Here is a 22511-nt window from a genome sequence, read left to right as displayed (position 1 = left end):
ATCGAGGCGGGGATCGAGGAGATCATCTTCGTCACCGGGCGCGGCAAGGGTGCGCTGGAGGACCATTTCGACATCTCGTTCGAACTGGAAACCACGATGCGCGAGCGCGGCAAGTCGCTCGCCCCGATCGAGAAGACCCGCATGACGCCGGGTTCGCCCATGTATGTGCGTCAGCAGCAGCCGCTCGGGCTTGGCCATGCCGTCTGGTGCGCGCGGCATATCGTCGGCGACGAACCGTTTGCGGTGCTGCTGCCCGATGAGCTGATGGTCGGCACGCCGGGGTTCCTGAAACAGATGGCCGATGCCTATTACGAGCTTGGCGGCAATGTCATCGGCGCGCTCGAAGTGTCGGACGAGGACACGCGCAAATACGGCATCATCACCCCGGGAGAGCGCAAGGGCCGCGCGACCGAAGTCAAAGCGCTGGTTGAAAAGCCAGAACCCGGCACTGCGCCCTCCAACCTGATGATCCCGGGCCGCTACATCCTGCAGCCTGAGGTCATGACCATCCTGTCGGATCAGGAAAAGGGTGCAGGCGGCGAGATCCAGCTGACCGACGCCATGGCAAAGCTGATCGGGCAGCAGCCGTTCCACGGCTTTACCTTTGACGGCGAACGCTTCGACTGCGGCGACAAGTTCGGCTTCATCCTCGCCAATCTCAGCCTCGGCCTAAACCATCCCGAGATCGGCAGCGCACTCAAATCCGCCGCCGAAGCACGGATCGGCCAATAATCGCGGCAGGCGGGCACGACCACGTCGCGCCCGCCTGGCTACGCCTCAGGAGAAACCGCCATTTCGCTCCGTTCGCTCCGGCTGGCGCTGCGCGCCGCATCCTATGTCCCGCCCGCAGCTTTGCTTCGCCATGTGCGGCGACGGGTGCGCAGCAAGGCGATCCCGAAAATCAGCGAACGCTATCTGGCCGGAATCGAACGGCAGGCCGACCGCCTGCCCCGGACACGCACGAGGCACAACGCCCCGGCGCGTGACGCAGCGGCAGTGGCGGCGATGTTTTTCGAGGCAAAGCACGCCAAGAATGTGCCGCAATGCTTTGCCGGGCGGTTCACTTTCCTCAACCGCACGCATGATTTCGGCGGTGCCGAAAAGATCGACTGGCGGGTCGATATGGACGGCGGCAGCTATCAGCTCTGGCGCGCCAATCTTGCCTTTATGGGCTGGCTGTCACCCGCCTTCGACAGCGATCCGGAGCGCGCGCTTGGCTTTGCCGAAACGGTAATCGCCGGGTTTCGCGAACAGGCGCGGTTTCAGCGCTCGTCGGACTTTGCCGATGTGTGGAATTCCTATCCCGTCGCCCAGCGCATCCTGACGTTCAGCGCGATCCTGATCCGCCTTCCCGAACGCTATTCGGCGCGGAGCGAACGCGCAACGATCGACGCGTTTCTGCGGCTGAACGTCGCCTATCTGCTCGGCAATCTCGAAACCGAGCTTGGCTTCAACCATCTTGAGCGCAACCTGTCGGCGCTGGCGCTCTATGCGCTCGCCGCAGGAACCGTGCCGCCCGCGATCGAAGCCGCGCTGCACCGTCATTTCCCGCATGTCGTCGGCGAAACCTTCGGCGAGGACGGCGCGCAACTCGAACGATCGGCTATGTATCAGGCGCTGTGTATTCAGAGCCTGCGCATCCTGTCTGCGCTGGACATCTGGTCGGATGCGCAGGCGGCGCTTCTGCATCGCCGCCTGACCGGCGCTGAGGCTGCGCTTGCCGCGCTGACATTGGGCGATGATCGGCCCATCATGATGAACGATGCCTGGTTCGACGAAACACCGCGCACGTCCGCTGTGCTGAACGGCGCACCGACACCGGGCTTTGTCGCGCTGGAAGATGCCGGCTATGTCCGGCTGGCTGATGGCGATGTGGCGATGGTGTTTGACGCAGGGCCGATCGGTCCTGACGCCAATCCCGGCCATGGCCATGCCGATTTCCTGAGCGTTGAGCTATCGCTGGGCGCTGACCGGCTGATCGTCGACCCCGGCACGACCCATTATGCGCCCGACCGCCAGCGCGATACCGAACGCAGCTGGCATGCCCATAACGGCCCCACCATCGCCGACGGACGGCCGGTCGAATATCTGGGCTCGTTCAAGGTCGGGCGGCGCACCGCGGCGACGCTCGACGGCCATGGCGAGAACGGTGCCGGGCAATGGGCCGAGGGCAGCCTGTCGTTCGACGGAGCAACGGTCCGCCGCCGCGTGTCGCTTAGCAATGATTGCACGATCACGCTGCGTGACAGCTGGCACGGCGGTGCGGGATGGCAAAGCCGGTTGCTGGTCCCGGACGACTGGCAGGTCGAAGCATCCGATACCACGCAGATCCGCTTCATACGCGGCGATCGAACCGTCGTCTTCAGCGTGGAGGGCGGTTCGCTGTCGCTTGCACCGGCAAGCTGGACCTGCCGCTACAACGCCACATCTGCGGCGCATGCGGTGACGCTCACCCCGGCCGGCGATTCTGCCGCATTAATCATCCGCACCCGGTGACGCCCGGCGATCAGCCGCCCGATGCAGCGAGCATGGTCAGATCGCCGCCCAGCTCGTTATTCACCAGCGGCCTCTCCTTCGCAATCGCCGCCTGTGCTGACGCGCGGCCCGGAAACGCGCGGATATAGAATTCGAACCAGGCGACATATTGCTGGCCCAAAGCGGTATCGAGATCGAACATATCCTGCGGCGTCCCGGTCATCGCAGCGATCTTGTCGGTGGATACGACATTGTCGGTCGCGAACTTCACGAGCCGGTGCAGCGCGCCTCCGTCATCAGCATACAGATCGACGCCCGTATTTTTCACGATCGCGGCGGTCATCACCAGCGGCGCGGCAGCATATAGATGGTAGTGCGCAGCGCGCGTCTTGCGGGCGAGTTCAAGCGGCAGCGAACCGTCCGGACCGATTTGTGAAATGCCGATACGTGCCGATTCGACACCCCATCGGGTAAGCCCCTCATTGCCGACGTCCATCGCGACCGCAACCGCCGCGAGCCCGGCCCAATAGCGATGATTGTTCCGCACTGTATTGCCCGTCAGGCTGTCGGCATGGCTGCGCATATCGTTCGCCAGGCCGGTCAGCCACGCCCTGATCGCCGGATCGGGCGCATTGCTTTGCACCTTGAGATTTTTGACCTGTGCATAGGCGATTGCCCAGGCCGACAGTTGGACGCTGCGGATAAACTGCGTTTCGTTATCCACCATTTGTTGCATCGCCCCAGCGCGCGCCCAGTTGTCGAGCCATGCCAGCGCACACGCACCTGATTTCACATCGGCACCGCCGCTTGCGACATATTTGTTGGCATAGCGCGAAACGCCGTATGTGAATCTGTGGATCGGTTTCAATATGGCTTCGCGTTCCGCCTGCTTCGTCGCATCGATCTGCGAAAAGCTGTTATCGCCCGTGACGTACATGGACGGCAGCGACAGGCGCACGACCGCTTCCGGCGGGGCCGGGCAGTCCGGCACCGAGGCGATGTTCGCCGTTGGCTGCGCGAACGGCGCGCTATAGCCCGCAGGCTGCGGCGACGGAGTCGGAGTCGGGGCGGGAACTGGTGTCGGCGCCGGTGCCACGATCACAGGACTGGATTCCTGCGGAACTGCCGTCTTGCCGTCCGGGGAACCTCCGCCCCCGCATCCGCCAAGCGACAGCGCAAGCGCTATGCCCCCCGAGAGCATCGCTCCGCCTTTGAACCTTTCGGCAAGCGATCGCACCGGAAAGCGCCGTATGGGCAGAGCAACAAGAGAGACGGCCGAGCGGCGATGTGCTGCAGCCACAGGATAAGCCATGTGCGGTACCAGTGCTCAAACTATCAGAACACCGGCATAAAACCAGAAATAGCTTAATAAATATAAAACTCTGGGCCGTAAATATTCGTTAATACCTGTTAATTACGCATTAACTAAGTTGCATAACCCCGGATATTGCCATTTTTTTGTGAAACTACACTACCAACCGAGGCCAAAATATATTTGTAGTCGCATTATATAGTTTCGTAAGCATTGAACGACGTCGAAATAACTGGACGCGCTTTATGATTACATACGACATCGCGATGATGCCGGAATCGACCTCTCATTGCCGGTTCAGCGATTCCACTGTTCCGCCAAGCAGCCGTTCGAACATGCTTCCCTTATATCCCTTGCGGTAATTGATCGTTGCCTGTGCCACTTCCGGCAGCGGTTCGATCGGGTCGAACGTAGTCGTGGGGATGCAGGTCGTGCCATTCTCCCCTGCCCGCTGGATCAGCAAGGTCAGTTCGTTGACGTGCATCAGAAAATCGGGGCTGAGCGGTTGCGGGCGCTGCTCGACGATGGCGCGGACCATCTCTGCAATGCCCAGAAACTTGTCCTGAGCATAGATTTCGCGGCGACGAATGGCACTGACCAGACGCTGCTTCGCGCTAAGCTTCGTCCCCCGCTCGGCCTCGACCGAGTGACTCTTCCACTGGCGGAGCAGTTTAAGCGGCTGCCCGCCAATGCCGAACCGCCGCCCGAGGAGGGGCTGTTCGCGCATCGTATAGGCCTTGCGCGCGTTCAGGCTTACCGTGGAGAAGCGTTCGAGGAACACGGGCGACTGATAATGGCGATAGCTGTCGCCGGTCAGTTCTCCCTCCTCTCCGATGATCCGCATGCGATGGTCGCGCGGCGCGACGAAGCTGCACGTCACCCGCGCTGCCACACCATTGGCGAAGTTGAGGCAGGCAACGGAGAAATCGGGCGTGTCGGCCGGGTCGAGCGGCTTATCGGTGCGGTTCTGAACGAGCAGTTTCGAAAAAGCGGTTACCGAAATTGCCGGGCCGAACATCGCGCAGATCCAGACGAGATGATAGCCGACATGTTCAAAGGTGCACCCTTCCTGCAACTCTTCGACCAGCGGCCATGGCGCGCCGGTGGGGCTGCGCACATTTTCCGTGTTCATCAGATGGACCGGATTATCGTCCAGTTCGGCATAGACCAGCACAGGCTTGCCGATTGCGCCGTCGCGAACCGCCTTCCACATCGTGCTGACCGAATCGGAAAAGACGTTGCAGGGGGCGCCGGTGAAGACCAGCCCCTTCTCCGCCGCCAAAGCGAATAATTCACGCGACTGCTCTACCTCGGTCGTCAGCGGCTTTTCGGAATAAACGTGCTTGCCTGCCTGAAGCGCCCGCTTCGTGACTTCATAATGCGCATGGATATTGGTCAGGTTGACGACAATATCGACGCGCGGATCGGCGAGCAGACTTTCATAATCGGGATAGATGTTGAGGTCATAGTGGCGTCCCACCGTCGCAGCGCGCTTCGCATCGATGTCGAACACGCCGCAAATCTCGATCTCCGGATGCGCCCAGCGGGTGCGCATATAGATATCGAAAACAAAGCCCACCCCGACAAATGCGATGCGCACACAATCCCCCTTCACATGCGGATCGGCGCGTCTGCGCCCGACCGATATCGTAAATCCGTTAGCCCGTCAGTTCGACGCGGCGAGCATCGTAAGATCGCCGCCAAGTTCATTGTTACGTAGGGGGCGAACGCGTAAGATCGCTTTTTGCTCAGGCGCGCGGTTCGGAAAATCGCGTGCGTAAAATTCGAACCACGCAAGATTCTGCTGCGCTATAGAGCTGTTCAGGTTGAATACGTCCTGTCTCGCATGGGCGAGCGCTTCGATGCGACCGGGCCAAATCACCGCCTCGGTCGCGAAACGGACAAGCCGGTGTAGCGCGCCGTGCTGTTCGGCATAAAGATCTATGCCATTCGCGCGCGCGATCGCCGCCGTCATCACCAAAGGGGCGGCGGCATAAAGATGATAATGCGCCGCGCGGCTCTTCCGGTCGAGTTCCAACGGCAGGACCCCGTCCGAGGTCACCTGCGCAATGCCAACACGCGCCGATTCCAGCCCGAATGCGCCAAGAGATACGTCGCCTGTGTCCATCGAAACCGCGATCGCGGCCAACCCGGCCCAATAGCGATGATTGTTGCGCGCCGTGTTGTTGGTTACCCCGTTGACATGACTTCGCATGTCTTCCGCCGTCGAGCGGAGCCATTGGCGAATGGCATAATGCGGGGAATTGCGCTGCACTTGGAGATAGCGAACCTGACTATAAGCGAGCGCCCACCCAGACAGGTTCACGCTTCGGACGAACTGAGATTCATGTTCGGCCATATTCCGCATCGCCCCGGCGCGCGCCCAGTCGTTTAGCCAGACCAGTGCACAGCCGCCCGAATAAGTGTCCTTCCCCCCGCTTGCGACATATCTGTTCGCAAAGCGCGAAACGCCAGCGGTAAACTCACGAATGGGCGCAAGGCTTTCCGCACGCGCCATTTTTTGCGCCGCCACCACCTTCGAATAGCTCTCGTCGCCATCGGCATACATGGAACCAATCGTTAGTTTTATGGGCGCTTTTGGAGGAGGTGGACAACTTGGCAAATCAGCAATTGTCTTGTTAGGCCTCGCGAACGGCGCTTTCCAAAAACTCAGTTGGTCGCTGTTCTCAGTCGCGCGCGCAGCGATTGGACAGAGCAGAATGCCAGCGGCTCCAAATGCAGCTAAGAGCGTGCGCAAATAGGCGGGTGCCAAAAAGACCTTAACCACGTTCCAGCCTCGCTCGAACATCAACTATGGCGGGCTGCCCGCCCGAAAGTCCAACTGGCTCTGCACGCCCTCTCGCCAAATCTAGCACATTCCCAAAGGTTGTCCAACGCGGCCGCCCCCTAACCGATATCAGCGAGCACAGCATCATAATATAAAAATTATTAATAGGTACAAGGAAAGAGCCATTGAGAAAGAGATACTGCATCAACATCATCCAAGAGATAATGAATGGTACGCCACTTCCGAAAATACAGTAAATGAAAAATATGTAAAAGATCACGTATACAATAAGACCATACTCATATGCCACTTTCGCAACCGGCGTGTACATAGTATGAAGCTGGCGAAGCATCACGCCAGAACCGTATCCGACCAAGGCTCGATGAGTGGTCCCCTCGAACATACCCTCAACCACAAGAAGTTGCTGGGTAAATCGCATGTTCCCGCTACTTCCTTTCTCATTCAGTTCATCGGAACGCATCTCAATGTTTTGAAGCAAACCGGCTTGAAGCGCGACCACAGCGGCCACTGGAGTAACGATCAGAATTATCGGGATCAGCTTTGCTCTAAAGTAAAATAACATCACAGGCGCACATAAGATGACGCAAAGCATCCCCGTGCCACCAAAAGTAAGCAACAACGCCGATCCGAAAGCACCCATCCAAAGTAACCGTCTAAAAAAACAGAACTCAATAATTAGCCCAAATGCCATAAATTGGCTAATATAAGAGGCTTCTAGGAAAAATATTCCATTTGGCTTCATGTATTTAGCCCCCCACTCCAGAGGCTGGACATACACGTAATTGAACATGATTAGATTTTCTGGAATTATATGATCGAGGTTAGGCATTCCAATACCTGCGATCTGCAAAACCCAATCAAGAAAGACACAAAATGCCGCTACCAAAGCACCCTTCTGGAAATAAGATAAATATTTTACGTAACTCTCCGGCGAGATAGATACATTAAATATGTAAAAGAAGTAGATTACGAAAACGAACAAGAACGATGGAAGCTGAGAAGCCGGTCCAGACAGAATATTAGCAATGCCGCCGGCTACAATAAACGCTATGTATAAAAACACGCGGTTAAGATTGATCTTCAGGTCGCCCCATATCATCAAGCCCGCAATGAGCGCCGCCATAATAATTAACGTAAACTGAATAGCAGTACCCATCATATGGGCGCCTATTTTCATCGTCACGACGGCAAAGAAGAATGTACCTATCAACACTGTGACGAGCGTTTTTTCGGACATCTTCCTTGCATCAGTGGAGGCCGCTCCGTGAAAAGGAGCTTCCGGCGGGCCAGATTGTAAACGGCCAATCATAACAACCTCAATCCCAATGTCTGATGTGTAGTAAAGTCCTGAGGGCGCACTATGCGCCTTCTTGCCCGCTCAACTTCTGAACTGTTCATGGTGGCGTGGTAGAGCGCAACCATCAGCAGCGCCAGCGCGCGGAACACTCGAATAAAGGTTAGCCTGCAACTCAGAGCGTGTTGGCGCTTCTCGAACGCACTTAAAATCTCTTTGAGATCAATATCGCCGTTCTTCATCGAGCGTCGACCGCTACAGCATCAAAAATTCGAGCGATATCGCCATCATAATGAAAACGACTATCCATTATCGCCAGCGCCCGGGCTTTTACCGAAGGATACTCACCCCTTATGTTTCTTAAAAGTTCGATGATTTCGTCGGTATCGGCGCGCACGGTCCAGCCGGTTCCCATTTCTTCCACCTGATCGCCGGTTTCCGAGCCCGCTTCGGCAAGATTCGGAACGCCGAAATAGCCGCCCTCATACAGGCGGTTAGGAAGCAGCCACCCTCCGCTGGTACCATGTTTCGACAAATCGAAATCCCAATTGAGGTCGATCGTTCGATACACATCGTAAAGACCGGTAGGATACCAATATTCGCCGGTATAGATGATGTTCGGGATGCCTTCGAACGTGCGGAGAAAGGCTTCGGTCGAACAATAGGTGGCCTTGCCCGAAATCTGTACGGTAAGCCAGGGCAGTGCCTGAGCAATCCGGGCCAGCATTTCCGCCGATCGGGCGCAGCGCAACGCCCCTACCCAGCCGAGCACGAACCGGTCAGGGTCAAGTGACGTACGCGCGCGCGCCGGCGATCGCCATGCGGCACGGACTTCCGGGTCTTCCGGAAGAATATCCAGATCAACCTTGTTTTCTAAAAAGAGGCTTGGACCCTGATAACCAAGATACGGCTCGAAATAATTGCGCAAAAAGCCAGGCGAGGTAACGACAAGCAGCGCGCAGCGCCGCAGCATCGCGCGTTCCGCGGTGCGCATCGACCGCGCCGGTATCGAACTTTTCAGCAGGACACTGCGAACATCAAAGACATCATAAACGATGGGCGCATCGAATACGCCGCGCGCGCGCGCCATCAGCGCCAGCGCCAGAAGGTCCAGATTCCTGGCAATCACCAGCTCGACATCGCGCAACTTACTGCCGGCAGCGGCGATCTTGCCATAGGATTTCGCCATCACCCCCAGACGCTCGAGATAATGACCGTCCCGGAGCAGGCCGAGATCGACATTATCCCATTCGGGAACATAGGAGCTGTTATATCGCGTGCGACGGAAAGTCAGACCGACCAGCTCGGTAACTTCAGAAATTTGCCGCATGCGACGACGTACCGATGTGTGAGCCGCATCGAATCCGAAATAAGCGACCTTTTTCGGAACCCAGCCGCCGGTCTCTTTTTGTCCGCTAAGGATCATATCGTTTTTGCTCATGTCTCTCACCCGGATACCCTTTTCAGATCCGGCCCTTTTGCGGTGCGACGGCGGCATCCATCAGCGGCCTGCCCTTTCAAGATCGGGAGCCGGCGCTGCCGCCTCCGCAAGAGGCGCATTTTCCGCCTGTTCGCGATCCCGTGGTGTCGATTTCAGCCAGCGGCGTCCGCTGATCGTCTCGGCAATCCGCAGATCGGCGAGGTTGATCACATGGGTGGCGAGCAGCGCGACACACGCGCCCATCAGGCCGAACGGCGATGCGATCCAGAGGCTGAACAGCGCAACGCCCGCCGCGACAATCCGCGTCAGCAGCAGGATTTTGCTTTCCCGCAGGACGATCAGGAATGTCTCCGACGGCTGGTTGAGGCACATCAGGAAGAAAGCGAGCGCGAGCACCCGAATCTCTGCGACCGCATGGTCATAGGCATTGCTGAACGCGAAGCGCAGGATGGGGCCTGCGAAAATGGCGAGCAGGCCAAGATAGCCGCCGGTGATCAGAATCAGCAGCCGCCGGGTGCGCCCGACCGAATGGCGCAGTCCGGCAAGCCCGTCTTTCGCCAGCGCACGTGCCGCGCGCGGTTTGTCGAGCGAATCGACGGCGGTCACCATGCTCATCGCCGGGTTGGTCAGCGTCCGCGCGGCGGTATAGGCGGCAGCAGCGGTTGCGCCGCCGAAAATCCCCACCGCGACCACGACCGAACTGTTATACACCGCATAAGGAAGATTGGTCAGCGCCTGCCAGAAGGCGAAGCTGCGATTGCTCCACCAGATCGCAACCCCTTCGCCCACGCGCGGCCTGCCCGGATGTGCCGCGATCGTCGCGACAATCCCGCCGCCGACGCCCGCCACGACCCAGGAAAGCGACGCGATCGCCGCGCTGGTCGAGGTACGGGTAACCATATAGGCGGTCCCGAGCAGCAGAAGCATATAGACCAGCGAGGCGACGAACGCGGTCAGCGGCAGGTGCCGCTGATACAATACGCGCCGCCCGAATTCGAAGAACAGCAACGCGGGCGTCACGATGACCGTATGCGCCAGCCCCTGCACGAACCACAGCGCCGAAGGGCTGGTCAAAAGTGCCTTTGCCAGAAGGCTGCCCCCTGCCAGCACCGCAGCGATCACGCCGAGCGAGAGCAGGTTCAGCCACCACCAGCGCCCTTCCGCAGCGCGTTCGGCAGCCTCATCGCCGGTCGAATCAAGGATGAAGGGAAGGACGATCGCGGTGCGGTGCATCCCCAGCACGAAGAAGTGGATGCCGATCATCGTGCCGATCGACGCGAACCCTTCATGCGACAGGTTACGCGCCAGAATGACGTTTACGATGACATTCGCAACGCCCTGAATCCCCTGCTCCGCAAAGGAAGCCAGACGATTTTGCAGCTTTGCCAGCCGCTCCCCGAACGGCAGCATATGGGCCAGCCGGGTAACCAGTTCATCGATGCTGGCCATTCGCTTGTATCGACTCCGGCTACTGGCGCGTTTCTGCGGTAGCACTTAGCAAGTGCAGCATTACGCCCGCAAGTAGAGCAGCGCCGCCCAAAGCCGGAGATTATCGGCGCAAAGGCCCGATTTTGTACCAGAATGATGCGCCCCGCCGCCGGGGCGGGGCGCATAAAGGTCAGCCGGGAAGCGTATATCCGGCATCATGATGGAACGACCATTGGTCCGGCGTCAGCGCGGCGCCATAAACATGGATCGTTTCGACCTGATCGCCGTCATGGATATACAGATCATGGCCCTGTAGCGTGGCATAGGCTCCCTCGCCATATCCGACCAGGCGGATCGTATCGCCTGCTTCGAAGTCCATGATCTTGTCACCGGCAGCTTCACCGGCGCGGAAGACGAACATATCCTTGCCGGTGCCCCCATATAGTTGATCCGCACCGGCGCCGCCGTCGATGGTATCATTGCCCCCGCCGGCCCAGAGGCGGTTCGACCCCGCGTTTCCGACCATGATATTGTCGGCCCGGTTGCCGTTGCCGATCAGGTCGGCAGTTCCGACGAGCCGCAGATTTTCAAGGGTCGTGAAGAGCGTATAGTCGACCGAACTGACGACAGTATCGTTTCCGCCCCTGCCGTAATTGTCCCATTCGACGATGGTGTCGCCGGCATTATCGACATGATAGACATCGTTGCCGTCGCCGCCGCGCATCACATCCGCGCCCGCGCCGCCATCCATTGTGTCATTGCCCCAGCCGCCTTCGAGCGTATCGTTGCCCTTGCCGCCGATCAGCGTGTCATCACCCGACATGCCGTTGGCGTAGCCGCCCGCATCGTTGAGACGAATGACGTTGTCGCCGTGGTTACCGATCGCACGGTGCGAACCGTCGCCTGACTGGGTGAGGTTTTCGACATTGATCGGCAATGTATAGTCGATCGACGCGATCACCGTATCGTTTCCGCCCCTGCCGTAATTGTCCCATTCGACGACGGTGTCGCCGGCATTGTCGACATGATAGACATCATTGCCGTCGCCGCCGCGCATCACATCCGCGCCCGCGCCGCCATCCATTGTGTCATTGCCCCAGCCGCCTTCGAGCGTATCGTTACCCTTGCCCCCGATCAGCAGGTCGTCGCCGGACATGCCGTTGGCATAGCTGCCCGCATCGTTCAGCCGGATGACATTGTCATGGTAATTGCCGATTGCGCGATGCGACGCCGTGCCGGACAGCGTCAGATTTTCGACATTGAGGGGGAGCGTGTAATCGATCGAGCTGATGATCGTATCGATGCCGCCATTGCCGCCATTGGCCCATTCGACGACCTTGTCGCCTGCATTATCGACATAATAGGTGTCATTGCCGTTGCCGCCGACAAGCGTGTCGGCGCCGCGACCGCCATCGAGGATATCATTCCCCTCGCCGCCGCGAATTTCATTGCGCCCGTCATTGCCGACCAGCACATTGTCATGGCCATTGCCCCACAAATCCTGATTATAACCACCGGTAAGTGCTTTCGCGACTTCATCCGCGGCCAGCATGACGCTGGTCACTTCGGTGGTGCCGAACGCCTCAACAAAGGCGGCGCTGGCGGAAGGATATTGTCCCGAGCTCAGCTTGCCCTGAAATGCAGCGTCGGAGTTCCAGTAATTCTGGTACACCATATCGTGATCCAGCGCCCATTTGGCGACCAGCTTCACGAATTCGGCATTGTCGGCATTCAGACCCCATTCGGCAATCGCCGTGGGTTTGCCATGCTTTGCCGCGAAATCCTGCTGCCATTGCAGACCCCAGGGTTCACGCACGAACCAGTCGAACGCGCTCGCCGCGTCCTTTGGCGCCCATTCGACATTATAATAAAAGTCGATCCCGATAACGTCGACATAATCATCACCGGGATAAAATGCTTCCGAGCTCATGCCGGTATTGATGTTCGGCGTCCATTCGAACACGAACCGATCGGACACGCCGCGAAACTGATCGACGAAATGCTGATACGCGCCGACATAATTGTCGGGCTGACCGGCAGCACCCCATGGATTCCAGCCCTTGCTGTTCATTTCCCAGCCAAGGCGGATGTAAATCGGGCCATCGCCCGAAGAAAGACCGACCATCGTCTTTGCCAGCGCCGAATATTTGTCGTCGTAGCTTCCGGCAGCTGCGTCCTTCAGGTTTGCGCCCCAAGGGATAAGGCCGAGTGACCACATTTTTGGCGTATCGACGTCATGGAGTTGTTTGTTGACCCAGGAAACCGAGCTGAGCCAGTCACTCCAGCTGGCAACACCCTGATGAAGCTGAACGGCATCAAGCGGTTTTCCGAGCCATGACTCAGCGTCGGCAATCTCACCGCGACTATTCAGGATATAAACCGAGTTTGCAGTACCATCGGTGTTAAAGAAATTCTGTTCCAGCCAATTTTTCATGATGTCGCCGGCCATCGCGATACTCCCAACTGTTAGGATGTCCGACTTTCATGTAGCATCCGGTTACTTTTCAGCGCGCTAAGGGAGATGCTGAATTCCGGTTAACCGTAAAAAGGCGTTAATCGGCCGGAAACGAAAAAACGCTGTCCTACACGAACCTATTTGGTTATGCTCTTCTCGAATCATTGTTCGAAGGAGAACCGGATATGGAAGGACCGATGAAAATTCTGAACCCGTCGGGATATATCACGCAACATGGACTGGCGTTCGCCGATGCGACGGGTGCGGCGATTCCGGTCAGCGATGACCATCCCCTTCCCGTGTCGATTTCGCTGCCTTCCGCCCGTCCCTCACCGCTTTCGGGGACAACGAACCAGTCGATCCTGAGCAGCGGATTCGCGCCGGTGACGGACCGCCCGATCTGGCTGACGCTGAGCGGTATCTGGACCGGAACTGTCAGCGTCCGGCGGTCTTCAGGCCCGAAGGCACCGGCAGCGCCGCTGACGATCGGTGGAAAACCGTGGGGCATATTCGATCGCAATGCGATGGAGCCGATCGGCGAAGAGAGCATTCCGGGCGCCGTCTGGTATCTCGATATCGCGCTCGCCGGCGGCACGCTGACCTATGAGGTGCGCCAATGAGCATCGATATCGTGGCGCGCGCACTGGCGGCAAAGGCGCGGCCGGTGGATAGCTATCCCGGTCAGGTCGCAACCCGGTGCTACACCAACAATTTCGCCTCTCCCAGAAAACAGGCAAATGCCAATTCGATGCATATCGCGCGCGAGGCGATGTTTACCATGCCGCAAATCGCCTTTGCCAACTGGTATGTATCGACCGCCAGCTATGCCGAAACGGGCAGCGGCGGAACCGCGAGCTTTCAGGCGAAGATCCAGTATCCCATCGGATCGAAGTGGCAAACGGTGCGCTGGAACGGTGAGGACGGATCGCCGGTCGTAGCCGATGGAGCGACCTCGCCGCTCAGCGATGCCGGCGTTCCATTGGCGACGCCGATTCCCGATGGCGCGGCGTTTCTGATTCATGTCCACGCCGAGGGCGAGGTCGCGACCGTCCTTACATATTCCAGCGCGATCGATCGGCGGACGGCATATGACCGGATGACGCTTGCGACGTCCGGACTGGCGGACAGCACCAGCATCGACAATGTGCAGGACGGGGCGCTGATCACCCCTTGCGCGATCCTATATCCTACCCGCAAGCCGACCGTGCTGATCTGCGGCGACAGTCGCGGCTTCGGGTTCGGGGATATGATGGACGGATCGGGCGATCTGGGCGAGATGGCGCGAAGCATCGGCCCACGCTTAGGCTATATCAATGCCTGTCTGTACGGCGACCGGCTGGACATGTTCATGGCGGGCCATGCGCAGCGAGCCGCGCTTTCCGATTATTGTTCGCACATTCTGTGCAATTACGGCATCAATGACATGCAATCCCTGCCGCAACGCACCGCCGATCAGATCGAAGCGGATATTCAGGGATTTTGCGCGGTATTTGCCGATAAGCGCGTGTTCTGGAACACACTCACCCCTGCTTCGGACGGCAAGGACTGGCGCAGTCTGGCCGATCAGACGCCCCAGTCCGTGTCGCAGGGACAGCGTATCGCGCTCAACGACCATCTGCGGCGCAATGTCCGCGGGTCGAACGGAGCGCCGCTCGGCCTGACCGGCACGTTCGACAGCGCCTCGGTCGTCGAAAGCAGCCTGAACAGCGGCAAATTCGCGATCGGCAATGGCGGGCAGGCGATCACTGCGGACGGCCTGCACCTGAACTATATCGGCTATGCGATGATCGCCAATGCGACGGCGCTCGACACGGCGCGCATCGCACGCTGAACGGTCACTGGTCTGATGAGGGGGCGGCGGGTGAGGTCTTCGCCGCCCCGCTACCGCCGCCGCCCGGGGCGGACGACGGAGCAGAAAAGATCACGCGGCGCTCCTCCGGCGCGACATAGCTCGCGGCAGGTCCGTCAGCGGCGCTTCGCAACGACTGGGAATCGTTCATCGGCAGCAGCGGACGCCGGGCGGGCATTACGGAATCGGGGGCCTGCACCGGAGCCTGACCATCGGCAGGCGCGTCCATCCCGGTCCCGATCGGTGCGCCGCCAAAGCCGTTGCGCCAGTCGATCGCCGGTTCGCCGCCATGATAGCCGCGACCAAAGGCACCCGGCTGGCCCCAGCTGCCGGGCCAGCGCAGAAAGATATGGTGGCCGAGCACGGCAAGCTTCACCAGGTGCGGCGACCATAAAGGCAAAACATAATCGGCGTGATAATGGGTGGCGAGACCGACATCGGGTTCGACCCGCCCCTGAAGCGCAGCCGCCGCGAGTCCCTGCGCCAGTCGCCAGCCACCGGCCATCGGCGGATGCGCCAGCGAACCGTCGCAGGCAAAGGAAAACTGGCACCCGGTGCGCCGCTCCGCCCCCTGAAACACGACGCCGCACACCGTGTTGGGATAGGCGGGATGGCGGACGCGGTTGAGGACTACCTGAGCGACACCGCGCTGCCCGCTGATCGGTTCCCCCGCCGCTTCGTAATAAATAGCGGCGGTCAGGCAGTCGAGCGCGCGGGCGAAATCGAGATTGCCGGCGCGGCCCATGTTGAATGCGCGCGCGGTCCGCAACGCCCCCGGCTGAACCGGAATTTCGGCATTGCGCGCAACCGCGGTTTCAGCAGTCAGCGGGGCGAGTTCCGCCGGATCGGTCGCGACCGTATTTTCGGGCGCGATGGCGCCGGTCGGACGATCGGCGCTTGCGACGACCTGATCCGAAACGGCAACGTCGCGCGAATCCATACCGCGCATCACCATCATCGCCGATACCGCAGCGGCCACGAACATCGCCAGCAGGATCAGCGCAGGCACAAGGCCCGGCATCGGACGGCGAAACATCGCCGGATTGTGACCAGACATTGCTTTCAAAAGATACTCGTTCCCACCAATGGTGTATGCACTAGCTTGGTCCGTCAGCCACTTTGCGCTACGGGCCGGCGGGTTCGGGCTATAAAGGGTTTTTCGAATGAAAGCGGCGCTCATCATCGCAGCATTTGCGCTGCCTTTGTTTCAGGACGGTACAGCAGCAGCGCAGCAGACCCGGTCGGCACCATCGCAAAATCCGCAATCGGCTCCGGTCGCCGACCGACCGCTCGCCACCGCCCGGACCAGCGAGAATGCGGGATTTCTGACCGGCAATCAGCTGTATAGTCGCTGCACCGAGACATCGCCGACCAGCAGCTCGTTTTGCTTCGCCTTCATCGCCGGGGTGCATGACACGGTGCGCGCGTATGAAACCTGGCTGAAGATCCGCGAATTCTGTCCGCCCGCCGATGTGGCGCAATCTGATATGCGCAACAGCTTCATGGCATATGCGAAGCAACGGCCAGCCAGCCTGTCGGGACAGGCCGCGTCGGTCGTGGTGGCTGCGCTGAAAGCGAAATATCCCTGCCCGGTCCAATGAGCCCGGCCGCAAAGCGCTGAACTGATTTCCCCGGCTGAACGCCGCGCGCGTCATGCCCTCGACTGAGCGGGCGTCCAGGTCTGATAGGTCGCACCCTTCCACGAATCGGCGATTCCGAAGAACGTGGCGATCACTGCCACCAGAATTTGCAGGCCGACTGAGAAAGGCGACACGCCGAGCGTTCCCAGCAGCACGCAAATGCCGCCAAACAGCGCGCCACCGGCGAGGACGGCAAACTGACCCGAGAGGATCAGTGCAAGCGACAGCGACACCAGAAACACGGCAAGCGGGATCAGTCCGAACCAGCGCAGCAATTTGTGCGAGATATATTTATACATCTCGACGGTGCTGAACCGCTCGCGAATCTTCGGCCACAAATAGCGATGGGTGTTGAATGCGCGGCAGGCAATGCGGCGCTTGCGGCGAAATTCATCGGACGCGGCCGTGGCGTTCTTTTCATAGGCAATGACGTCGGGCACGAAAATCAGCCGCTTTTCGCGAATCGGCACGGTCATCGATACGGTCATATCGTCGAGCAGGTGCGGCGGGACCACCGGATACAATTCCCGGCGCGTCGCAAAGATCGATCCGTCGGCACCCATGATCGAACCGCAGCGTGATTCGAGGTTCTTGACCATTTCCTCGAGCCGCCAGTACAGGCCGCCGGCGCGCGCGGTCGCGCTGGCATCATCATTGGTGTAATGCAGCGATCCGGCCAGACCGCCCACCGAAGGATCGCTGAAATAGCGCCGCAGCGGCGGGATCGACGCCGGGTCGAGAATGACGTTCGCATCGGTAAAGATCACGACGTCCCGGTCGAGCTGGGCGACCATGTGTGCCATCCCCGTCGCCTTGCCCGTACGCTGCGTCGCAGCAATCGTTTCGACCACGTCTGACGCTTCGCGAAGAATATCGAGCGTGCGATCCGACGAAAGATCGCAATAGGCCATGATCCGCAGATCCGGATGCTCCGCTTTCAGGGCGCGAAGATTGTCGATCTTCGCCGGAAGCGACCGCTCTTCATTATAAGCCGCGAATACCAGCGCCAGCGACGGCGGCGTAGCGGCAGGATCGAGCCGCAGGATTCGTTCACGGAACAGCTTCAGCGTCAGCGGATAGAAAATATAGGGGTGAAGGAACACCGCCAAAGCGATTGTAGCAATGACAAACAGCATTCCCACCATCACCGGATTCCTTCTTTCCTGCCGCACCCGAAAAGAAATGCTGCACCGCGACAAAGCATTTCCGGAATCGGCCTATCCCAGCTTTCGCAGAACAGGCAAGGAGCGCAATCCCGAAATGGTCAATTTTTCGTTGAATCACTGTTCGTGAAGTGACGAGTTGAGCGACTGAAACAAAGGTTCCAGCCAATAACCAAGGCTGCTGCGCGATCGGACGGAAATCGAAACATTGGCAGGTGTACCGGGACGGAACAGTTTTCCGACACCCGACTTCGCCATCGTCTCCGGCGAAATCGATACATCCATTCGATAATAGCTTCGTCCGGTGCGTTCGTCCGTGACGGTATCCGCGGCGATCGACGATACCTGGCCTTCCATCACGGGCGCTGTTCGCCCCTGCGGCGTGGACAGGCGCAGCCGAACCTTCTGGCCCGGCCGCACCGACGTTCCCTCACCCGGCGCGACGCGCGCTTCGACGATCAGCGAGCGGTCGAACGGCACAACGTCGAACAGCGGTTCGCCTTCGCGGACCACCGCTCCGGGCGCGGAGATGCGGTTTGCGACGACTTCGCCCGACACGGGCGCGCGGACGACGCCGCGTTCGACCTGTTCGCGCGCCTTCTTCCATTGCGGCATCAGCCCGGCCAGCTCGGCGCGAGCATCGCTCAGCCGCTGGGCGATCGTCTGCGCATCATCGGCGCGTGCCTGAACGATCTGAAGCCGCGCCTCCCCCTCTCCGACGCGCAGCCGGTCGCGTTCTGCCGCCATCGCTTCTGCCGAGCCGGTCAGCCCCGCCTCATCGCGGCGCGCCTGAAGCAGGCGCATCCGGCTCGCATAGCCCTTGCTCGCAAGCGTTTCGACTGCCGCGCGCTCTTCGCTCATCAGGTCGCGCTGGGTTTCCAGCGAGCGCTGGCGCGACGCGCTTTCACGCCGCTGCTCCGACATTTGCGCAACCCGTTCACGAAGCACGGCATCGCGCGCCGCGCTGGCATGGCGTTCGGTATCCAGCGTGGCCTGCTCCACCTTCAGGGCGCGTTCGGCGAGCGCGCCATCCTCCCCCGAATAGCCAGAAAGCGCGGCACCCGGCGCAATCCGGGCAGCGCCCGACTGCTGGGCCTCAAGCCGCGCGATTTCGGCCTGAAGCGATATGACCCGCTCGGCCAGCGCGCGTTCGACGGCGCGCGCCTGCGCCAGGTCAAAGCGCAGCAATATCTGCCCCGCGCGCACCTTGCTGCCATCCCGGACCGTGACGGCCGCGACGGTGCCGTCGATATTGCTTTGCAGCGAACGCCGCTCGCCGCTGACCTTCACCACACCCGGCGCGGTCACGGCAGCATCAAGCGGGATCAGCAGCCCCGCGGCGAGCAGGCCGCCTCCGAACAGCCCGGCGAGAATAAGCCCGATCCGGATTTCCGGCGCTCGCCCTATCAATTCGACACCAGCGTGCCGTAAATCCTGCGGCGCGAGCGCACGGGGCGAAGCCATTTGCAACGATAGAGTCATCTCATGTCACCTTCGACGCATCGGCGTTGCGGACCTGCAACCGGCCATTGGGCGGCGGCGCGAAGCTGGTCATCGCTCCCGCCTTCAGCACCAGCAACTTGTCGAGCGAGGCCAGCACCTCGCCGCTATGGCTGCCGAGCAATACGGTCACGCGCTCGCCCCGCAGGCTGCTGAGCAGGCGGATCAGGCGATAACATGCCTCGGAATCGAGATTGGCGGTCGGCTCGTCGAGGATAAGGATGCGCGGGCCGCGATACATGGCGCGCGCCAGCGCGACGCGCTGGATCTGGCCCGCCGACAGGCCGGGTTCGCCGGTTCCGATCATCGTGTCATAGCCATCGGGCAACCGCACGATCATATCGTGCGCGCCGGTACGCATCGCTGCGGCAACCACATCGGCGTCGATCTTCTCAGCAGTGCGCTCACTCGATTCGGCCTCGAAACGGGCGATATTGTCCTTCACCGTACCGGGAAACAAAACGGCATTCTGCGGAAGAAAGCCGATGGCGCGGTTCAGCTGATGCGTCGGCCAGTGATCGAAGGCGAGCCCGTCGATCCGAACCGTGCCGCGCACCGCGGGCAGTGCGCCCGCCATGGCGCGCAGCAGCGTCGACTTGCCCGCACCGCTCAGGCCGACAACGCCGATCTGTTCACCGGGATTTACCGAGAATTCGACATTGGCGATCGCGATACGATCCGAACCGGGGGCAAGGACGGTCAGCCGCTCCGCCTGAAGCGCGCCTTCCGGTTCGGGCATCGTCGTGCCGGTCTGGATAGGAGCATCGGCCAGCAACTGTTTGAGATACGCATGTGAATCGCGCGCGTTACCAAGCGCCTGCCACCCCCCGACGATCTGATCGATCGGAGCCAGCACCCGACCGAGCAACAGGCTGGATGCAATCACCGCACCGCCCGAGATAAAACCGTCAATGGCGAGCAACCCGCCAAGGCCGAGCGCGCCGGACTGAATCGTCATGCGCAAAAATCGGGTCGCGCCGCTATAGCCGCCCGCCAAGAATGCAGCGCGCGCTTCGCTGTCGCGCCCTGCCGCCCGGCGATCGAGATATCGTTCGAGCAGACCCGGTGCGATTCCGCCGGCACGCAGATCATCCGCATGTGCCGCCAGATGCCCCAGCGCCACCTGCGCTGCCTCTGCCTGCGCCAGCGAATGGGTGCGCGGCGCATGCGAAGAACGCTGTCCGAGAATCGCAATGACCAGCAACAGCGCAGCCGAAGCAAGCCCCAGCACGCCGATCGACCAGTGCAGGAGGAAGGATGCCGCGACATATAACGGCATCAGCGGCAGATCGAAATAAACGGTGGCCAGCGGGCTGGCGATCACCTGACGCACCGTGTCCAGTCGGCGCAGCCCCGCCCCCCGGTCGGCGGCCACCGCCTGTGTCTTCGTGACGAGGCGCGCAGCAACGGCGGGTGCCAGCATCGCGTCGAACGCCCGACCCGCGCGCACCAATATCCGCGCGCGCAACCAGTCGAACAACGCCATCATCGCGAGGCTGGCCAGCGCAATAAGGCTAAGCAATGCCAGCGTTCCGACGTGACCCGATGCGACCGCCCGGTCATAGACCTGCATCATATAGAGGGTCGGCGTTAGCGCGAGCAGGTTCACGATGACGCTGAACAGCCCGACGATGAGCAGTGCGGGTCGCAACGCGCGCCAGGCAGCGCGCAAGGCCGTGGATGGCGGGGCCGTTATTTGGGGTTTCATAATGTGGACTCACCGCAACGCTGTACGAACGGTCCGCTTATGCGCCTCACAGGATTAAAAAGTCGTTATCCTTCAGCGGGTTCTTTGCCCGGGACTATTAATAGTTAACGCCGGGTTAACGTAGTTTCCTAAGTCAGGCTTAAATCGACGCAAGTACCCTGTTCGTCATTGTAGATGAGCGGACAGGTGCCGGTATGGGCGTGCGCGATTTTTTTTCGACGATTATGCTGGGAATTACGTGTGCACCGGCGCTCGCAACTGCCGCCGAATCGCCGCCACCTTCGATCCCTGCAGTATCGGTCGCCGAACCGCCCGCCGGCTATACGCAAATGTGTCGTCGCGACCCTGCGATATGCGAGGCCGCAAATTTTGCTGCAGTGCATGATAAAAATTGGACCGCAAAGTCCCTTATCGGCACATTGAAGCACGTGAACCGATCCGTGAACAGCGCGATTCGCTTCCGCGAAGACCGCAGCGAAAAATGGAATGCGGTACCGCTCACAAAGGGCGCGAGCGGCGATTGTGAGGACTATGCGATCACCAAAAGGATGCAGCTCCTTGCGCTCGGCTTCCCGGCGAATAAGCTTTATTATTCAGTCGCTTACGTGCCTCGCGCGGGGCTACATACGGTGCTGATCGCTAATGTCGACGGCACCGATCTGGTGCTCGACAGCCGCACGCCGTGGATCGAACGATGGTCCGACACACCCTATGTCTGGCTGTTGAAACAATCTGCGTCCGACCCTTCGATCTGGTACAGTACATTCCCCGAAACGGACGACTCTAATACGATTGCACTTGCAGCATTGGCGAGTTAACCGAATCCCCGGATTTTCGTATCGCGAGATATTTGGGGATTGCGTGTGAAGTACTGGCTCGTCCTGATCTGTTTGTTTGTGTCGGCGTGCGTCGGCAATCAGGCCTATCCGACCGCAGCGCCCGGCGCGGCTGCAGAGGATTCCGCCGCGGTTATCGCTGATTATCAGCTTGCCCCTTCGGACAAGGTCCGAATCGCGGTGTTCAACGAACCGACGCTGAGCGGCGAATATGTCGTCGGTCCGAACGGCAGCATCTCGTTCCCGCTGGTCGGCGAAGTCGAGGCGCAGGGCCTGACGGCGGCAAAGCTGGGCGCGACGATCCAGTCGAAACTGGCCAACGGCTTCATCAAAGATCCCAATGTTTCGGTGGAAGTCGTGTCGTTCCGGCCGATCTACGTGCTTGGCGAAGTCAATAAGGCAGGGCAATATCCCTATTCGGCGGGCCTTACCGTGCTCAACGCCATCTCCTCGGCCGAAGGCTTCACCTATCGCGCCCAGAAAAAATACGTTTTCATAACGCGGTCGGGAGCGTCGAAAGAGGTGCGGATGGAGGTCACTCCGTCGCTACGTGTCTATCCGGGGGACACTATCCGAGTCGCGGAGCGCTATTTCTGATATA

Annotated in this window: 20 protein-coding genes; 8 read left to right on the top strand and 12 right to left on the bottom strand. The window is 60.1% G+C overall.

The window, feature by feature from the left end:
• The coding region (locus EV664_RS12640; protein ID WP_133496075.1) for a UTP--glucose-1-phosphate uridylyltransferase at positions 1-732 on the top strand (732 nt) is incomplete at its 5' end.
• Positions 733-876: 144 nt separating this feature from the next.
• Positions 877-2496, top strand: a complete 1620-nt coding sequence (locus EV664_RS12635; protein WP_133496074.1) for a heparinase II/III family protein — start codon at positions 877-879, stop codon at positions 2494-2496.
• A gap of 10 nt (positions 2497-2506) precedes the next feature.
• Here the strand turns inward: EV664_RS12635 and EV664_RS12630 are convergent, their stop codons facing one another.
• The 8 genes from EV664_RS12630 to EV664_RS12595 form a co-directional block, all read right to left on the bottom strand.
• The gene (locus EV664_RS12630; protein ID WP_162848847.1) at positions 2507-3577 is read right to left on the bottom strand and encodes an alginate lyase family protein; all 1071 of its coding nucleotides are present in this window, start codon (positions 3575-3577) and stop codon (positions 2507-2509) included.
• A gap of 496 nt (positions 3578-4073) precedes the next feature.
• The gene (locus EV664_RS12625; protein ID WP_133496072.1) at positions 4074-5387 is read right to left on the bottom strand and encodes a Gfo/Idh/MocA family protein; all 1314 of its coding nucleotides are present in this window, start codon (positions 5385-5387) and stop codon (positions 4074-4076) included.
• Between the two features lie 66 nt (positions 5388-5453).
• Positions 5454-6575 carry an alginate lyase family protein gene (locus EV664_RS12620; RefSeq protein WP_162848846.1) on the bottom strand — a complete coding sequence of 374 codons (1122 nt, stop codon included), beginning with the start codon at positions 6573-6575 and terminating at the stop codon, positions 5454-5456.
• On the bottom strand, positions 6568-7833 hold the full coding sequence (locus EV664_RS12615) for a hypothetical protein (protein ID WP_133496070.1): 1266 nt from the start codon (positions 7831-7833) through the stop codon (positions 6568-6570). Before EV664_RS12615 ends, EV664_RS12620 begins: the two co-directional genes overlap by 8 nt.
• Positions 7834-7901: 68 nt before the next feature.
• Positions 7902-8132 (bottom strand): hypothetical protein, encoded by a 231-nt coding sequence (locus EV664_RS12610; RefSeq protein ID WP_133496069.1) that lies wholly within the window; start codon positions 8130-8132, stop codon positions 7902-7904.
• Entirely contained in the window at positions 8129-9388 is a 1260-nt protein-coding gene (locus EV664_RS12605) for a glycosyltransferase family protein (RefSeq protein WP_133496068.1), read from the bottom strand. Before EV664_RS12605 ends, EV664_RS12610 begins: the two co-directional genes overlap by 4 nt.
• A gap of 3 nt (positions 9389-9391) precedes the next feature.
• Complete coding sequence (locus tag EV664_RS12600; protein ID WP_133496067.1) at positions 9392-10780, bottom strand: lipopolysaccharide biosynthesis protein; 1389 nt, start codon at positions 10778-10780, stop codon at positions 9392-9394.
• A gap of 169 nt (positions 10781-10949) precedes the next feature.
• The gene (locus tag EV664_RS12595; protein WP_133496066.1) at positions 10950-13208 is read right to left on the bottom strand and encodes a glycosyl hydrolase; all 2259 of its coding nucleotides are present in this window, start codon (positions 13206-13208) and stop codon (positions 10950-10952) included.
• A 203-nt stretch (positions 13209-13411) separates the two neighbouring features.
• Between EV664_RS12595 and EV664_RS12590 the strand changes: the two genes are divergently transcribed.
• Entirely contained in the window at positions 13412-13834 is a 423-nt protein-coding gene (locus EV664_RS12590) for a hypothetical protein (RefSeq protein WP_188656427.1), read from the top strand.
• Positions 13831-15045 (top strand): SGNH/GDSL hydrolase family protein, encoded by a 1215-nt coding sequence (locus EV664_RS12585; protein ID WP_133496064.1) that lies wholly within the window; start codon positions 13831-13833, stop codon positions 15043-15045. Before EV664_RS12590 ends, EV664_RS12585 begins: the two co-directional genes overlap by 4 nt.
• Positions 15046-15049: 4 nt before the next feature.
• Here the strand turns inward: EV664_RS12585 and EV664_RS12580 are convergent, their stop codons facing one another.
• Complete coding sequence (locus tag EV664_RS12580; protein WP_244923133.1) at positions 15050-16099, bottom strand: cell wall hydrolase; 1050 nt, start codon at positions 16097-16099, stop codon at positions 15050-15052.
• Between the two features lie 127 nt (positions 16100-16226).
• On the opposite strand from EV664_RS12580, the gene EV664_RS12575 reads away from it, so the two are divergent.
• The gene (locus tag EV664_RS12575; RefSeq protein ID WP_133496063.1) at positions 16227-16664 is read left to right on the top strand and encodes a Rap1a/Tai family immunity protein; all 438 of its coding nucleotides are present in this window, start codon (positions 16227-16229) and stop codon (positions 16662-16664) included.
• 50 nt (positions 16665-16714) lie between these two features.
• Here EV664_RS12575 and EV664_RS12570 read toward each other — a convergent pair whose 3' ends face one another.
• Entirely contained in the window at positions 16715-17839 is a 1125-nt protein-coding gene (locus tag EV664_RS12570; RefSeq protein WP_162848844.1) for a glycosyltransferase, read from the bottom strand.
• On the opposite strand from EV664_RS12570, the gene EV664_RS19270 reads away from it, so the two are divergent.
• On the top strand, positions 17826-17996 hold the full coding sequence (locus EV664_RS19270) for a hypothetical protein (RefSeq protein ID WP_162848843.1): 171 nt from the start codon (positions 17826-17828) through the stop codon (positions 17994-17996). The genes EV664_RS12570 and EV664_RS19270 overlap by 14 nt on opposite strands.
• On the opposite strand, the gene EV664_RS12565 is transcribed toward EV664_RS19270, so the two are convergent.
• The gene (locus tag EV664_RS12565) at positions 17984-19330 is read right to left on the bottom strand and encodes an HlyD family type I secretion periplasmic adaptor subunit (protein ID WP_188656426.1); all 1347 of its coding nucleotides are present in this window, start codon (positions 19328-19330) and stop codon (positions 17984-17986) included. The genes EV664_RS19270 and EV664_RS12565 overlap by 13 nt on opposite strands.
• 19 nt (positions 19331-19349) lie before the next feature.
• Positions 19350-21074 (bottom strand): type I secretion system permease/ATPase, encoded by a 1725-nt coding sequence (locus EV664_RS12560; RefSeq protein ID WP_133496060.1) that lies wholly within the window; start codon positions 21072-21074, stop codon positions 19350-19352.
• A gap of 194 nt (positions 21075-21268) precedes the next feature.
• On the opposite strand from EV664_RS12560, the gene EV664_RS12555 reads away from it, so the two are divergent.
• Positions 21269-21892, top strand: a complete 624-nt coding sequence (locus EV664_RS12555) for a transglutaminase-like cysteine peptidase (protein ID WP_133496059.1) — start codon at positions 21269-21271, stop codon at positions 21890-21892.
• Positions 21893-21937: 45 nt separating this feature from the next.
• Positions 21938-22507, top strand: coding sequence for a polysaccharide biosynthesis/export family protein (locus tag EV664_RS12550; RefSeq protein WP_229668254.1), 570 nt, complete (start codon positions 21938-21940; stop codon positions 22505-22507).
• Positions 22508-22511: the final 4 nt, after the last annotated feature.

The sequence above is a fragment of the Stakelama pacifica genome (assembly GCF_004361835.1).
Lineage (GTDB): Bacteria > Pseudomonadota > Alphaproteobacteria > Sphingomonadales > Sphingomonadaceae > Sphingomonas > Sphingomonas pacifica.
Note: the sequence above shows the minus strand (reverse complement) of the source record. Positions and strands in the feature narration are given on the sequence as shown.

What these genes read in the sequence shown, in the direction of transcription:
- EV664_RS12560 (WP_133496060.1), bottom strand. Translation starts at nt 21,074, where the DNA reads ATGAAACCCCAAATAACGGCCCCGCCATCCACGGCCTTGCGCGCTGCC.
- EV664_RS12555 (WP_133496059.1), top strand. Translation starts at nt 21,269, where the DNA reads ATGGGCGTGCGCGATTTTTTTTCGACGATTATGCTGGGAATTACGTGT.
- EV664_RS12600 (WP_133496067.1), bottom strand. Translation starts at nt 10,780, where the DNA reads ATGGCCAGCATCGATGAACTGGTTACCCGGCTGGCCCATATGCTGCCG.
- EV664_RS12565 (WP_188656426.1), bottom strand. Translation starts at nt 19,330, where the DNA reads ATGGCTTCGCCCCGTGCGCTCGCGCCGCAGGATTTACGGCACGCTGGT.
- EV664_RS12580 (WP_244923133.1), bottom strand. Translation starts at nt 16,099, where the DNA reads ATGTTTCGCCGTCCGATGCCGGGCCTTGTGCCTGCGCTGATCCTGCTG.
- EV664_RS12575 (WP_133496063.1), top strand. Translation starts at nt 16,227, where the DNA reads ATGAAAGCGGCGCTCATCATCGCAGCATTTGCGCTGCCTTTGTTTCAG.
- EV664_RS12590 (WP_188656427.1), top strand. Translation starts at nt 13,412, where the DNA reads ATGAAAATTCTGAACCCGTCGGGATATATCACGCAACATGGACTGGCG.
- EV664_RS12605 (WP_133496068.1), bottom strand. Translation starts at nt 9,388, where the DNA reads ATGCCGCCGTCGCACCGCAAAAGGGCCGGATCTGAAAAGGGTATCCGG.
- EV664_RS12570 (WP_162848844.1), bottom strand. Translation starts at nt 17,839, where the DNA reads ATGCTGTTTGTCATTGCTACAATCGCTTTGGCGGTGTTCCTTCACCCC.
- EV664_RS12610 (WP_133496069.1), bottom strand. Translation starts at nt 8,132, where the DNA reads ATGAAGAACGGCGATATTGATCTCAAAGAGATTTTAAGTGCGTTCGAG.
- EV664_RS19270 (WP_162848843.1), top strand. Translation starts at nt 17,826, where the DNA reads ATGACAAACAGCATTCCCACCATCACCGGATTCCTTCTTTCCTGCCGC.
- EV664_RS12615 (WP_133496070.1), bottom strand. Translation starts at nt 7,833, where the DNA reads ATGTCCGAAAAAACGCTCGTCACAGTGTTGATAGGTACATTCTTCTTT.
- EV664_RS12585 (WP_133496064.1), top strand. Translation starts at nt 13,831, where the DNA reads ATGAGCATCGATATCGTGGCGCGCGCACTGGCGGCAAAGGCGCGGCCG.
- EV664_RS12595 (WP_133496066.1), bottom strand. Translation starts at nt 13,208, where the DNA reads ATGGCCGGCGACATCATGAAAAATTGGCTGGAACAGAATTTCTTTAAC.